Genomic DNA, 14,602 nt, shown 5'->3' with positions numbered 1-14,602 from the left:
GGTATATAAGAGCCGGGTATGACTGCCCCCGGCTCCGTTAGTAGTACAATTTTATTCCACGTTAGCCATCGCACGGTCGAAAACAAAGCCTTTATAACCGGCCTCTTTCAAGGCTTCTCTATAGCTGCCTAAGCCGGCCATGTAGAAATAGACCGCATTTTTCTTACCAGGGATGTTCGCCCCAAAAATCCACGAATCAGCCTTTGGAAACAGGGTCATATCGGCAATTGTCCGACAGGTTTCAACCCAATCATTCTCGGCATCCACGGTTGGTTCGATCGTGCTGATGCCTTCTTCCACCATGTACTTCACGGTATCGGAAATCCATTCTACTTGCGTTTCAATGCTTGGCGGCAGGTTGGTGAACGGGCCGTTTGGTCCGAGAATCATGAACAAATTAGGGAAATCGGTATTCGTCATGCCAAGATACCCTGTTGGTCCATCCGCCCATTTATCGCGCATCGTGACACCCCCGCGTCCGCGAATGTCGATTTTGGTATAATTGCCATCCACCGCATCAAATCCGGTTGCGTAGATCAGTACGTCCAATTCATACTCGCCATCCGTGGTGCGAACTCCTTTTGGCGTAATTTCCACGATTGGGTTCTCCTTGACATCAACGAGTGAGACATTGTCACGGTTGAATGTATTGTAGTAACCATTGTCACAAAGCGGACGTTTGGCATAATAACCGGTTGGCGTCAACTTTCGTGCAGTTTCAGGATCCTTTACAATCTCTTGGATTTTCTTGCGGATAAAATTGCAGGCAGCCTCATTAGCCTCTGAATTGGTGGCAATGTCGTTGAAGGTACCGAACATGAAGCGGAAGCCGCCTCCTTTATTCCATGCCTCCTCAAATACACGCTCTTGTTCCTCCTTTGAAACCTCAACCGCTGATACTTTACTTTCCTCAAATCCGAAGGCGACGGCGGAGGATTTCACCTGTTTCCAGATTTCCCCGTAATTTTCCTTTATTTCTGATTTCTCAGCATCGGATTGTTGCTTTAATCCGATTGGTACACTGTATTGCGGAGTCCGCTGGAACACAGTCAGATGCTCGACCTCAGGGGCAATCGCAATAATAACTTGAACCCCCGTTGAACCAGTACCAATGACGCCGACTCGTTTGCCTTTCAGGTCGACGCCTGATTTCGGCCATCTAGCAGTGTGATATTGTTCCCCCTTGAAGGTCTCCCTGCCTTTAAAATTAGGTATATTTGTTGCAGATAGCAGACCAAGTCCGGTAACAAGGTACTTTGCTGTGACGGTTTCACCCTTATCGGTGGTGACTTCCCAAACGTTAGCTGAATCGTTGAAATAGGCTTTTGTGACTTTTGAGTTAAACTGGAAGCTGCGCCGCAAGTCGAAACGATCGGCAACGTCGCTTAGATAGGATAGGATTTCCGGCTGAGTCAGGTAATTGTGCTTCCACTTTCCATCCTGAAGCAGCTCTTTGTCAAAAGAGTATCGGTAGACAAAGCTTTCGGTATCTGAAAGCGCTCCTGGGTAGCGATTCCAATACCAAGTACCACCGACATCAGAGCCATTATCATAGGCACGAACGGTTAGTCCTAGTTCATTGCGGAGTTTATGAACAGCGTAAAGGCCGCCAAATCCAGCCCCAACAACAACCGCATCAAAATCGACTTCTATTGACTTATTCTGATTCACCATGGTTTCCCCCTTATTATCTTGCTGTTCTTGTGGCTTTAATTTGATAGCACCTAAATCTATTTATCGTAGGCTCTTTTCTAAAAGATTGTTGCTTTCCAAATGTAAAAACTGCTCCAAGTAAAAAGGAATAACTTATTGACTGGTGTAAGCGACCGAACGCTTAGAAAAATAACTTTTACCGTCGCATATAGCCGATCTATGAGCCCCAATGCTTGAAAAAATCAGTGGACCAGTCGCATATAGCCTTCTTATGTGCCCCTACTCTTCAAAAAATTGGCTGTTCGGTCACATAAAGCCCTTCTAGGAGCCCCTACTCTTTAAAAAATCAGTGGTACGGTCGCATATAGCTCTTCTATGAGCCCCTACTCTTCAAAAAATCGGCGGTTCGGTCGCATATAGCTCTTCTGTGAGCCCCTACTCTTTAAAAAATTAGTGGTACGTTCGCATATAGCTCTTCTATGAGCCCCTACTCTTTAAAAAATCGGCGGTTCGGTCGCATATCCCCCTTCTATGAGCCCCTACTCTTCAATAAGTCGGCGGTTCGGTCGCATATAACCTTTCTATGTGCCCCTACTCTTCAAAAAGCCGGCGGTTCGGTCGCATATACCCCTTCTATGAGCCCCTACTCTTCAAAAAATCGGTGGTCCGGTCGCATACGCGCAAAAACAACAATATTTACGAAACTAGCATTTTTTTATTTTTGCAGAGCCTGATACCAAGCTGCGATTCTACGAATCTCCTCATCCGCTTCAGGAGCGCGGCCGGCTAGGAATGGGAAAACATGCTGCATTCCATCAACAACTGACAATGTAGCTTGTACACCAGCATCAGTGGCGCGAGCATGCAGGCGGCGAGCATCGTCTTGCAGCATTTCGGATCCACCCGCGTTGATATAGAGCGGCGGATAGCCATTGAAATCAGCGTGCAGCGGATTGGCTAATGGATTACGAACCTTCGAACCGTCTTCACCGATAAACATCCCAATCATCCCTTGGAGCAATGGAACGGTGATGAGCGCATCAGTAGCGGCATTGCTCTCCAGTGTGCTGCCAGTTAGTTCCATATCAAGCCACGGCGAGAAAGCAATGACGAAGCCTGGAAGTTCAAGTCCCAATTCACGGAATTTCAACACCGATGATACGGCAAGGTTTCCTCCAGCAGAGTCACCGATAGTGCCGATATCCTTTGCCTTAATGCCGGACGCAAGCAATGCGCTGTAAACAGCGGCAGCATCCTCCAATTGTGCCGGGAAAGGGTTCTCCGGGCTGCGGCGGTAATCCAATACGACAGATGACACGCCCAAAGCCTTGGCCACATGGCCAGCCAGCTTGCGATGGCTTGTGGAGGACCCAACTGCAAACCCGCCGCCGTGTGTGTAGATTAATACTTTCGATTTGTCGCACCCAATTGGATACGCCCAAACCACATCAACTCCGCCGACAGTGTCAGTCTTATACGTTACATCTTCAGGCTCTAACGTAGGTTTTTCCCACTCGTCAAAAAGGCTGCGCAAGTCTGCCAGCGTCATGTTCGGATTGGCCACCATACGGTCGCTCCAATCCTGGTACAATGCCCGTAGATAATCTGCTTCCAGTGATACAGTTGTCGTTTTCTGCTCCATTGATTTCATCATTGTTTTCCTCCTTGTTTGTACGTTCATTTGAATACGGTTTCAGAGATGGGTGTTCTTGGGTGATTCGTTTAATTAATATGCAATTACCGTGCCAACTTAATTTTTTATATTTTCAGCCTTTTCTTTATTGTTTGACTTTTTGTGTGTAGCATTTTTGATACAACTAATTTCAAAAAGAAGGAAATAGCACCTTATATAGTCAACTATTCTTAATTTTGCAACACTCTATTCTCACTTTTGCTACAATGGAAATGAAGAAACAAATAACTCAGAATCATTTAGCAGAAAGTTGATAGTTGACACTCCCCACCGATAGTATGTAAATTAATAATATTCGGAATAATTAAGAGGTGAGTACTATATGTCCCTTGTTCCTTTTTCAGACCCGGTATCAAAAAATGATATTGTTCTATTCAGAAAAAAATATCATGAAAAGTGGGAAAACTTCTTCTTTAATACCTGTCAAATCAGTCAGCATCCTACCGAATTTACTGGATTAAGAGATGTAGTTTTAGAATCTTGGAATCGGAGTAAGCAATATGATGATCTAAATCCGATGATTCAAGGGTCAGTTAAAAATATCTCAGGTGAAGAACTCAAGGAAAAAAAGGAAAACAATGAAGTTTTCCACCTCGCACAGCCAGTACTTAAACAGGCGGGGCAGGAACTTTCTAATGATCAACATGTACTCCTGTTTTGTGACAGTGATGGCATCATTTTAGAGAGTTATGGGAATTCACGGTTAACTCATCAAATTGGAAACTCTGTGAATGCAAATAATGGTGCTCAGTGGTCAGAGCGTTGGGCAGGTACGAACGCAATAGGTACCTCCATCATTTTGAAACAGCCTGTTCAAATTTTTTCTTCCGAACATTTTTCTCAAAGCTGTCATGACTGGGTGTGTTCATCAGCCCCTATTTTGGACCCGCTTACTAGTGAATTATTAGGGATCATAAACCTTTCCACCACCAGTGATAGTTACCATACTCTTAGCATGGTGAAAACCGTCGGAATCGTAAATCAAATAGAACGGATTCTTTTTCACAATTACTACCAGGCACGTGAAATGATACAAAACATTTACATTGAAGCGATTAGCAAATGGAAAAACCAGATTGTTATCTTATGTGACTCAAAGGGGAAAATAGTAAAGGTAAACAATCACGATCATGTCGACGAGAAGCAAGTGCTAATGTCACGTACAATGGAAAAAAATGAATTTACCACGAAAAAGGAATGGGAAGAAGAAGTAACGCTCCATGGCTCTGAATATCGGGCACTATACAAAAAGATATGTTGGTATGATAGATTTATAGGTTTTATTTCTATTTTAGAGAAAAAAAATAGAATGAGTCCTTCACTAACTAACCATAACCACTTTGCAAAATACTCTTTTCAAAGCTTAGTTGGTGAATCGGAGGCATTTAAGCAGACTATTCAATTAGCTCGAGTTGCTGCTTCTAGTGATTCTAACGTTTTGATTACCGGGGATAGCGGCACAGGAAAAGAGTTGGTGGCCAATGCCATTCATCAAGCCGGTCATCGAGCTGATCGTCCTTTTATCGCTCTGAATTGTGCTGCGATACCAAAGGATTTGCTTCCTAGTGAGCTTTTTGGATATGTGGCTGGTGCCTTTACAGGCGCTAATCCGAAAGGCAGCATGGGAAAGTTTGAGTTGGCGAACAAGGGAACTCTTTTCCTCGATGAATTAGGGGATATGCCTCTGGAGTTACAAGTCCAATTGCTTCGGGTCATCCAGGAACAAGAAATTGTCCGCATCGGGGATAAAACACGTATCTCTATAGATGTTCGCGTCATTGCAGCGACCAATAAAGATCTTCCTGTAGAAATTCAAGCGGGGAAATTTCGTAAGGATCTTTTTTACCGTCTCAATGTCATTCATATTGAGATACCTTCTTTACGTGAACGTTCGGAAGATATCCGTTTACTTGCTGAAAATTTTGTTCAAAAGCTGAGTTTAAAAAAACACCACGGTCCTCACTATGTAACTCCAGAAGCGATGGAGATTTTAAAAAAATATTCTTGGCCTGGAAATATTCGCGAGTTGGAGAATGCCATGGAATATGCAGTCAATTTTTCAACCAACGGGATCATTGCCCCTGAAAGTCTACCAAAACATATCCATAAGCAACAGACCTTACCTATGAATCCAGTGAAAACTAATCCCGTCAAACAGGCCGAATTAGACTGGATTATACAAGCATTAAAACGTTCACAGATGAATGTCACGGATGCAGCGAAGGAATTAAACATGAGCCGAAGCACCCTTTATCGAAAATTAAAAAAATTGGGTTACGACATCAAAAGTCTAAATTAACCATTAGCACACGACAAAAAGGAGGCTTTCCATCTAGAGCCTCCTTTTTATAACCGATTTATGAATAAATAAAATTGTTTTCATGATTTAATAGGTAATTGAGCTGAAATATATTGGATAAATTCTCGAACTGCAGGTGAAGCATGTTTCCTTTTTTTTGATATCAATCCTAAATTCCAAGGAAAGCTTGGATTATCGATGGGGATCACTTTGATTAAATCTTGGTCGACTTTTTTGGCTATGGGTTTTGGACAAATCGAAATCCCTAAGTTTTCACCAATCATTCCACTAATAAAACCCCACTCAGAAATTTCATAAGTAATTTTCGGACGAAAACCAGCTCTTAGGCATTCTTGAATAATGAGGTCATGAATATATTCTTGCTTAAATAAAATAAAGTTTTCATTTATTAATTCTTTCATTTTAACTTTTTCCCTCTGCGCTAATGGATGGGAATGATGGACGAAGAGCGACAGTTCTTCATAAACAAAGGGAATAACATCAAACTCCTTTTCATCCACCGGCAGCATAACCACACCAAAATCTATTATTCCTTCTTTGACTTCCTGTTTAACCTTATTTGAATCATCTTCAAAGATATTTATTTTGATATCGGGGTACAAATTATTGAACCCTTTTATAATTTTTGGGAAAAATAAAAAACCAATAATTGGCGGTATACCAATTTTTATTTTTCCTTTTTTTAAGTTTAATAAATCATATAGGTGGAAAGATAAATCATTTAGCGATTCCATAATCATTTGCCCTTCCGTTAAAACAATTTCTCCTGCGTCCGTTAATTCGATTTTCTTTGCGGAACGGTCAATCAGTTCTACATTTAATTCTTCTTCCAAACTTTTGACTACCTTACTTAGTGTAGACTGTGACAAATGCAGGGATTTGGAAGCCCTGGTAAAACTTTTGTATTTTGCTACTTCTATAAAGTAAGTGAGGTGACGTATATCCATAACTGTAATCTCCAATCTATGAAATATATTCATAATTAGTATTCTAACTATTCATTTTACCCATAAATAATTAAGATGTATACTAAATGGGAGCAATGATTGAAATTATAGCGAAATAACATCCGAAGAGGTGACACAATTGTCTAGTAATAATAAGTTAAGTTCGATAGTAGAAATTGATTTTCCTGATTTCACAAAATTACCTGAGCAAGTGAAGCAAAGATATGAAAGCTTACCAACAATAGTGAATTTTTTCCGGATGATGGGATATAGCCCCGGTACCTTTGTGGAAGTGATGGATTTGACCGACGCCATTTTCAAAAAACTCACATTATCCGATTACAACAAAGAGCTTCTCATTCTGCAAGTAGCAGTGCATGGAGGCTGCGAATATGAATGGGAGCAACATGTTTCCATTTCCCAAGCAGCAGGTGTGCGTGAAGATCAATTCATCGCGATCGCTGAACGACGATTTGATGATAGTGAAGCATTCTCAGAACGTGAACGGTCCCTGTTGCGATTTGGGAAGTTTATGCTTGAACAAGGGAAAGTGCCGGGTGTTGTATTCAAACACACGCTTGAGCAATTCTCCATTGAAGAATTGGCAGATGCCATGATTGTCATTGGGTATTACAATATGTTATCAGGCTTCATACAAACCTTTAACATTCCGATTGATGCGCAGGAGAACGGAAACTGGATTAAAGGGTAAGAGAAAAAAATTTTAAAGCACTTTTTATGTGATTGAACTAATATAAAAACAATAATAATGCGGAATAGGAGGAATTCATCATGAGTAAAAAAATTGGATTTGTAGGCTTAGGAACAATGGGCTTCCCTATGGCCGTTAATTTAAAGAAAGCTGGTTTTGAGGTAATCGGTTATGATGCCTTTAAAGGTGTTTATGAGAAGGCAGATGCTGAAGGAATCACAATGGTAGAGACCTTAAGAGAAGTAGCGGAACAAGCTGACGAAGCGATGATCTCCATGGTTCGTGACTATGCCCAAAATGTTGACGTCATTTTTGGTGAAAACGGTCTACTATCTGCTCAGCCTAAAGATAAAACAATCATTGTCATGAGTACACTTGACCCTGATAATATGAATCAATTAGGCAAAAAAGTCGAAGCAGAAAGTGATCTGAAATTAATTAGCGCTGCGGTAAGTGGCGGTGCATCAGGTGCTCAAGCTGGAACATTATCCATTATGACATCCGGTTCGGAAACAATCGTGAAATCATTCCAACCATACTTTGATGCGATTGGTTCCAATATATTCTACTATGGCGATAAGCCGGGCAACAGCCAAGTAGCAAAATTAGTGAATAATATGATTTTAGGTATTAACATGAACGCATTAGCTGAAGGACTTAAATTAGGGAAACACTATAACTTACCTCAAGAAGAGATATTAAACCTATTAAAAGTGAGTACAGGTGATAGCTGGGTAGTTAGAAATTGGAGCGATGTTTCTGAATGGACAGCAGACACTGCCTTGGCTGTTTTACTTAAAGACTTAAAAGCGGCATATAACGAAGGGCTTAAACACAATGTAGCTTTACCTTTCAATGCCTTATCATCTACACAATTATTCAACTCTATGGGAAAAGAGAAACCAGAAGCCTAAAAATAGAAGTTGATATAATCAGCCGAAGTTTTTTTAGACTCATAAAAAAAAACGCAACCAAATATGGTTACGTTTTTTTTCGCTTATCAAATCTCATTCAAGCTTATTCTAAGTAATAAGATTCATAATCCTTTCTCTCAAGCGAAATTTTTGAATTTTTCCACTCGGTGTCCTTGGAAAGTCATCTATAACCTCTAAATGTTCTGGCCAATATTGCTTCGCTACCCCTTTTTGGGTGAGGTATTCTTGTAAATCTTTTAAAGTAAGCGGTTCTTTTCCAGGCCTCATACTGATAAAGGCACACGCTTTCTCCTGCAGCCTCGGGTCAGGCATGGCAATAATTTGCGCATCAAAAATATCTGGATGTTCATACAAAACATTCTCTACATAAGCAACAGGAATATTTTCACCGCCACGAATGATGATATCTTTACTTCGCCCCGAAATTCGAATATAACCATCTTCATCCACTATTGCACGATCACCTGTAATGAACCAACCATCCTTAAATTCATTAAGAGTTTCCTCAATTTGTTTTAAATATCCTACAAAATGTGCAGGCCCTTTACATAATAAATTTCCCTCTTGATATGGAGGACAAGGGTTTCCATCTTCATCGACAATTTTTACTTCCATCCCCGGAAAAGGAAAACCTTCTGACCCCGTTAACTTTTCTTCGGTATCATCTAGTTTCGTCACGGTTACCAATCCGTTTTCAGTTTGACCCCAACCAGCTAATATCGTAAATGGCATTCTTTCCCTTGCTTCTTTAACCAAAGCTCTTGGAATTGGAGCACCAAAAGCACCATAAATTCGGAGCGAACTAAGATTATATTTCTCACTTCCCTCCAATTGAAGTATGTCTTTTAGGAAAGGAGTGGCCCCTGCAGTCAAGGTAATTTTTTCTTTTTCGACTAATTTAAAAAACTCCATCGGATTCCAAACATCTTGAAAAACGGCGGTGCCTCCCATTTGAGTTGGTACTCGAACACCATAGACAAATCCTGTTTGATGAGCAAAAGTGGAAGCCATGAACATAACATCATCAGAGGTTAGTTGTAAGCGGTTTATCCAGTAATCCGCAGCAATACAGAGCGTATTATGTGTATGCATGACCCCTTTCGGATTCCCAGTAGTACCCGATGTATATACAATTTGAGTTATTTCATTTGGGTCTAGGATTATTTCATCTAATAAGGACTTATCTTTTCTTTCTTCCCAAGGAACATCTAGTAATGAAGAAAAAGGGTTCATCCCGTTCGGTATATTATCTCCAACAATAAACATATGCTCCATTGAAGACCATTTATCGCAAAGCCGTTCAATCATTTCCGGATAATTAAAATTACGGAATTGATCTGGAATAACAATCATTTTAGATTCTGCTAGAGATACCATATAACCAATTTCTCGGTCACGATAAATAGGAATCAATGGGTTGATGATGGCACCAATTCTGGTTATCGCATAATGAAGGATAACAAATTCATTCCAGTTTGGCAGTTGAACGGAAATAACATCCCCTTTGCCGATTCCTAACTCTAGTAGACCTAATGCCACTCGATCTACTAGCTTTCCGAGTTCTAAGTAAGTATATCTACTCTTCTTATCAATAATAGCAATCTTGTTAGGATGTTTTTTTATCGCATCATTTAAATAATCCAAAATCGTCTTATTCGGCCATTCAGATTGATACCGATTAATATATTCTGGAGTTAGCAAAGTTTCAAATTTCAATTCCTTTTCCCCCTACTCACCCTTTTGTAGATCTTAATTTATAAGTAATTGAACTTGATGCTAAATACCTAAATATGCCATCTTTACTTTTTCATTTTCTAGTAATTCTTGCGAATTGCCAGAAAGTTCAATCATCCCATTTTGCAGGACATATCCATATTTGGATATAGTCAATGCGGTATGAGCATCTTGCTCCACCAGTAGAACACTCACACCGGTATCATTAATGTTTTTGATAATTTCAGAGATTTTCTGAACAATAATCGGCGCAAGACCAATGGAAGGCTCATCCAATATTAATAATTTTGGCTGAGACATTAAGGCACGCCCAATCGCAACCATTTGTTGTTGTCCTCCGCTTAGGCGGCCAGCTTCTTGGTTTAACTTTTGCTTAAGGTCTGGAAAATAAGTTAGAACCTGTTCTAAACCATTCTTGACTTGGTTCTTATCCCTTATTAAATAAGCTCCAAGCTCCAAGTTTTCCATAACCGTCATCTCTGGAAACAATCTTCGGCCTTCAGGAACAAGTGCAATTCCCTTTTTAACAATTTCAGATGCATGAAGGTGACTGATTTTTTCATTATTAAAACTGACTTCACCGTTATTCGGTTTTATTATTCCGGTAACTGCTTTTAATATTGAGGTTTTTCCCGCACCATTTGCCCCGATTAAGGTTGTAATACTTCCTTGTTTAACCATTAAGTTAACATCTTTAACTGCTTCTGCTTTTCCATAATTCACACATAATCCATGTATTTGTAAAATATCCCTAGCTTCCCCCAAGATATGCTCGAATGACTTCTTCATTGTTTCGCACCTCCTCTGGGGTACCCTCAGCAATTTTTTCTCCATAACTTAATACAACAATTCGGTTGCATAACTCCATAACCGCTTTCATGTTGTGTTCTACAATCACAATGGTTATGTTTTTTTCTCTGTTTAATTTATTCAAAACGTCAACGGCTTCCCTAATCTCCACCATATTCATTCCTGTTAAAGGCTCATCTAGCAGTAATAGTTTGGGCTTTGTCGCTAATGCCACACCAATGCCTAACATCCGCTGCGTTCCATGCGGCAAATTTTTAGAAAGCTCATCTCTCACATAGGAAAGATTTAAGGTTTCTAATATTTCTAAAATTAATGCTTCCCTTTCTTTGTCACTCATTTTACTCAGTACAGTCCCCATGAAAATATTTTCATACACTGTCATTTCATCAAACAGGACATTGTGCTGGAATGTACGAACTAATTGTCTTTTATTTAAATATTCAGGCTTTTTATTCGTCACTTCTTCCCCATCAAAGTAAATTTTTCCGGAAGATAAATTATAAAAGCCTGAAATTAAATTAAATGTTGTACTTTTCCCAGCACCATTTGGCCCGATTAATCCCAAAATATCACCATTATTCACATCAAAGGAGACATTATTTACAGCTGCAATGCCGCCAAAAATACGGGTCATCTTATTTACCTTTAAAAGAGCTGTCAAGTTTTGGCCTCCTCTCGACTAGCTATTTTTGAATTTTTATCCTTAAGTAAACTAATAGAATTTAAGGTACCAACCAATCCGTTCGGCAAAAACAACATGGCAATAATAATCGCTAAACCATATGCAAGGGTTTCAAATGAACCGAAGCCTCTGATATATTCGGTCACGATCGTTAATAAAATAACCCCGATAATTGGCCCTACAAAATTATTTCTCCCCCCAATGATGACAAAACTAAGAATAATGATGGATAAATGGAAGGAAAAATCTTGAGGACTAATGACTAAATTAAAATGAGCTAACATTGATCCGCATATTCCAGCTATAAATGTGGAGATGACCAATGCAAGAACCTTATATTTAAAACTGTTAATGCCAATAGATCTTGATAAATCATCTGAATTCCTAATTGCGATTAGTATTTTTCCAAAGTTTCCTTTCTCAAGACGATACAAAATATACAATACTAGTAGAGTGACCACGGCAATAAAACCATAGTAATAATTCATTGGCATGGTGATTCCCGCTATACCATTTACGCCGCCTAAAACATCCTTCCAAACGTTTTGGAAAAAAAGCCGCACCATTTCTGCAAACGCAAAACTTAATAATAGAAAATAAGCTCCTTTCACCCGAAAGGCAATCAATCCAAATACCACACTTATTACAGCTGCAATTAATCCGCTTAAAATAATCGCTATGATAAAAGGTACACTAAAGGAAATAGTTAACGCCGCAGAGACATACGCTCCTATTCCAAAAAAGCTTGCATGGGCAAGGTTAATTTCCCCAACTAGCATTGTAAAGCGAAAACTTACAGCTAATACCGCATAAACACAAAGGAATGAAAACAAATGGGCATAATATGGATCCTTCACCAAAAATCCAATGGCAGCAACAACCAAAGTAACGATAATCCAACTCCTATTATTTTGAAACATTTCCCATCAGTCCCTGCGGTCGTATTATAAGCATTACCATCACCAAAACAAATGATAAGGTTGTGGCGAAAGCCAAATCAAAATAAAAGGTTCCAAAACTCTCAATCACACCTAAAATAAAACCAGCAATAATACAGCCAGGTATACTTCCCATACCGCCTAAAATAATGATAATGAACGCTTTCATTAAGTAGGCACCTCCAATATAGGGATCAACAATTGAGGCTGGTGAAACCAATACACCAGCTGATGCAGCGAGAATAACCCCCACAACAAATCCCCATCTTGTAATAGATTTGTATTTAATCCCTTGCAGTTCTGCGGCCTCTTTATCTTGAGATATAGCCCTCATGGCCTTACCGAATCTAGTCTTTTTAATTATTAGCGACATTCCAATAGTAAAGAGCAATGCTAAAATAAATATCGCTATACGTTCATTTGAAATTACACCGCCAAACAAATTACTCGTACCTTCAAAAATTGAAGTTACATTTTTAGGGTTGGCGGAGAAAAGCATTAGGTATACTACCTGCAATACCATGGAAAGTCCTAGAGAAATAATTAAGCCTGAAATCATATCACCATGAAATCGCGAAAATATAGCCAATTCTACAAAATAGCCAACAATTCCTACTATTAATATTGAAAAAATAAAGGCTATAAAATAGGCTAAATAACTATTCAAATTTGCCAAAAATCCCCATTGGTCGATAAACAAATAGGTAAGAAATGCACCAGCAGTATAAAATTCACCGTGGGCAAAGTTAACAATTTTCATTACACCAAACACCAAGGTAAGACCCAATGCAAAAATGACGTATATTGCTCCAGTTTGTAACGAGTTAACTAGTAATTGGATAATAGAATCCAATGTGCATTCACCTCTTCCTCAAGATGAGTGATATAAGAGCGGGATGACTTCCTAGCCACCCCTGCTCGTCCTCTATTTAATTCCTTTCTCTTCTAATTCCTTTGGAATGATTCTTTTTACTTCCACTGGTGACCCATTTTGTATTTGAGTAATGGTTATAGGAAGAAGCATTTGTTGAGCGATACCGTAGGTTGCTTTATAACCAAAAGCAGTTGGGCCGTAAGAACTATCTACTTTAACTTCTTGAAGTGCCTTGATTAACTTATCAGGGTCCAAACTTTCTGTCTTATCAATGGCAGCTTTTATCGCCATTAACCCATCATAAGACTGCATGGAAATCGCATTTAGAGTTTGTTTTAATTCTTGATTGGCTTTTTTCGCCAATTCCTTTTGGACATCGGTAGCAATTTTACTATTAAAATCTGGAGCTAACCCTAGGTAAACGTTATTTGCCGCATCTCCTGCAGCAGCAATCAATTGATCAGCACTTGTTCCTGCCCCAATTATTTTCACGCCATCCCATCCCTGCTCTGATAGGGCTTTCAAAATTAATCCTGCATCACCTGGAGGGGTTGCGCCTAAATCAATAATATCTGGTTTTTTGGAAAGAATTTTTGTTACAATTTGTGAAAATTCGGTTGTGCCTCTTTCGTAATAATCCTCAACCACTATTTCAAGTCCCTTTTCATCCCATACTTTAAGCGACACTGCTGAAGTATCCGTTCCTGTTGCATCATTGGGATTTATGACAGCAACTTTTTTTAGATTATGATCTTTTTCAAGAATATAAGTGGAGATTGGTTCAATAACCTCTCTAGGTGTATTCAAGGTTGTGTAAGTATAAGGGAATTTCTTTCCTTTTATGTCTGGAGTCCATGCTGAGGTAAAATGGATTACCTTCGCTTTCTCCGTTAAGGTGTGTAATGCTAGTGTTGGTGCACTGCCAATAGAACCCGCAATAAATTTAACTTTATCTTTATTAATTAGTGTTTGAGCTACTTGTGCTCCTGTAGTTGCATTATATTTATTATCATAGGCTATGACCTGAAAAGTATATTTCTTCCCGTCAACTGTAACTCCACCTTGCTCATTGATCTTATTGGCTGCTTGTTTGGCTGCCCATTCAGAAGTGATTCCCCAGTTAGCGGCTGCCCCTGACAATGGAACACTCAGCCCCACTTTAATGACGTTCTTTGAATCGCCTGAGCTTTCCGAATTGGACGAAGACTGGCTTCCACATGCCGCAAGTAAGAGTAGTAACGAGATCAAAACAATACTTAAAAGTTTTTTCCGCAAATTATTTAAAACTCCCATTAGCATCAAAT

General features: G+C 39.5%; 12 protein-coding genes. 3 read left to right on the top strand and 9 right to left on the bottom strand.

Going from position 1 to position 14,602, the window contains the following annotated elements:
* Positions 1-51: 51 nt before the first annotated feature.
* Both V5M37_RS09820 and V5M37_RS09815 read right to left on the bottom strand, forming a co-directional pair.
* On the bottom strand, positions 52-1,674 hold the full coding sequence (locus V5M37_RS09820) for a flavin-containing monooxygenase (protein WP_423801755.1): 1,623 nt from the start codon (positions 1,672-1,674) through the stop codon (positions 52-54).
* Between the two features lie 694 nt (positions 1,675-2,368).
* The gene (locus V5M37_RS09815) at positions 2,369-3,334 is read right to left on the bottom strand and encodes an alpha/beta hydrolase (RefSeq protein WP_423801754.1); all 966 of its coding nucleotides are present in this window, start codon (positions 3,332-3,334) and stop codon (positions 2,369-2,371) included.
* Positions 3,335-3,668: 334 nt separating this feature from the next.
* Between V5M37_RS09815 and V5M37_RS09810 the strand changes: the two genes are divergently transcribed.
* Positions 3,669-5,645: a sigma-54-dependent Fis family transcriptional regulator gene (locus tag V5M37_RS09810; protein ID WP_423801753.1), complete on the top strand. Its 1,977-nt coding sequence runs from the start codon at positions 3,669-3,671 to the stop codon at positions 5,643-5,645.
* A gap of 80 nt (positions 5,646-5,725) precedes the next feature.
* On the opposite strand, the gene V5M37_RS09805 is transcribed toward V5M37_RS09810, so the two are convergent.
* Positions 5,726-6,613 carry a LysR family transcriptional regulator gene (locus V5M37_RS09805; protein ID WP_423802596.1) on the bottom strand — a complete coding sequence of 296 codons (888 nt, stop codon included), beginning with the start codon at positions 6,611-6,613 and terminating at the stop codon, positions 5,726-5,728.
* Between the two features lie 139 nt (positions 6,614-6,752).
* Here V5M37_RS09805 and V5M37_RS09800 point away from each other — a divergent pair, with 139 nt between their 5' ends.
* Both V5M37_RS09800 and V5M37_RS09795 read left to right on the top strand, forming a co-directional pair.
* Positions 6,753-7,325: a carboxymuconolactone decarboxylase family protein gene (locus V5M37_RS09800; RefSeq protein WP_423801752.1), complete on the top strand. Its 573-nt coding sequence runs from the start codon at positions 6,753-6,755 to the stop codon at positions 7,323-7,325.
* An 80-nt stretch (positions 7,326-7,405) separates the two neighbouring features.
* Positions 7,406-8,239 (top strand): NAD(P)-dependent oxidoreductase, encoded by an 834-nt coding sequence (locus V5M37_RS09795; RefSeq protein WP_423801751.1) that lies wholly within the window; start codon positions 7,406-7,408, stop codon positions 8,237-8,239.
* A gap of 108 nt (positions 8,240-8,347) precedes the next feature.
* Here the strand turns inward: V5M37_RS09795 and V5M37_RS09790 are convergent, their stop codons facing one another.
* The 6 genes from V5M37_RS09790 to V5M37_RS09765 form a co-directional block, all read right to left on the bottom strand.
* Positions 8,348-9,976 (bottom strand): AMP-binding protein, encoded by a 1,629-nt coding sequence (locus V5M37_RS09790; RefSeq protein ID WP_423801750.1) that lies wholly within the window; start codon positions 9,974-9,976, stop codon positions 8,348-8,350.
* Positions 9,977-10,036: 60 nt separating this feature from the next.
* Positions 10,037-10,741: an ABC transporter ATP-binding protein gene (locus tag V5M37_RS09785; RefSeq protein ID WP_423802595.1), complete on the bottom strand. Its 705-nt coding sequence runs from the start codon at positions 10,739-10,741 to the stop codon at positions 10,037-10,039.
* A 4-nt stretch (positions 10,742-10,745) separates the two neighbouring features.
* Complete coding sequence (locus tag V5M37_RS09780) at positions 10,746-11,465, bottom strand: ABC transporter ATP-binding protein (RefSeq protein WP_423801749.1); 720 nt, start codon at positions 11,463-11,465, stop codon at positions 10,746-10,748.
* Positions 11,462-12,406 (bottom strand): branched-chain amino acid ABC transporter permease, encoded by a 945-nt coding sequence (locus V5M37_RS09775; protein WP_423801748.1) that lies wholly within the window; start codon positions 12,404-12,406, stop codon positions 11,462-11,464. Before V5M37_RS09775 ends, V5M37_RS09780 begins: the two co-directional genes overlap by 4 nt.
* Positions 12,393-13,277 carry a branched-chain amino acid ABC transporter permease gene (locus V5M37_RS09770; protein ID WP_423801747.1) on the bottom strand — a complete coding sequence of 295 codons (885 nt, stop codon included), beginning with the start codon at positions 13,275-13,277 and terminating at the stop codon, positions 12,393-12,395. The genes V5M37_RS09775 and V5M37_RS09770 overlap by 14 nt, the downstream gene beginning before the upstream one ends.
* A 72-nt stretch (positions 13,278-13,349) precedes the next feature.
* Positions 13,350-14,573, bottom strand: a complete 1,224-nt coding sequence (locus V5M37_RS09765; protein WP_423801746.1) for an ABC transporter substrate-binding protein — start codon at positions 14,571-14,573, stop codon at positions 13,350-13,352.
* Between the last annotated feature and the right edge of the window lie 29 nt (positions 14,574-14,602).

It is taken from the genome of Neobacillus sp. SAB-20_R2A, assembly GCF_049568635.1.
In the GTDB taxonomy this organism is placed as follows: Bacteria; Bacillota; Bacilli; order Bacillales; family Cytobacillaceae; genus Neobacillus; species Neobacillus citreus.
This window is presented reverse-complemented; position numbering and strand designations above follow the sequence as displayed.

Bases quoted from the DNA above. Each gene is read 5' to 3' on its own strand.
- V5M37_RS09820 (WP_423801755.1), bottom strand. From the start codon at position 1,674: ATGGTGAATCAGAATAAGTCAATAGAAGTCGATTTTGATGCGGTTGTT.
- V5M37_RS09810 (WP_423801753.1), top strand. From the start codon at position 3,669: ATGTCCCTTGTTCCTTTTTCAGACCCGGTATCAAAAAATGATATTGTT.
- V5M37_RS09775 (WP_423801748.1), bottom strand. From the start codon at position 12,406: ATGTTTCAAAATAATAGGAGTTGGATTATCGTTACTTTGGTTGTTGCT.
- V5M37_RS09795 (WP_423801751.1), top strand. From the start codon at position 7,406: ATGAGTAAAAAAATTGGATTTGTAGGCTTAGGAACAATGGGCTTCCCT.
- V5M37_RS09815 (WP_423801754.1), bottom strand. From the start codon at position 3,334: ATGAACGTACAAACAAGGAGGAAAACAATGATGAAATCAATGGAGCAG.
- V5M37_RS09805 (WP_423802596.1), bottom strand. From the start codon at position 6,613: ATGGATATACGTCACCTCACTTACTTTATAGAAGTAGCAAAATACAAA.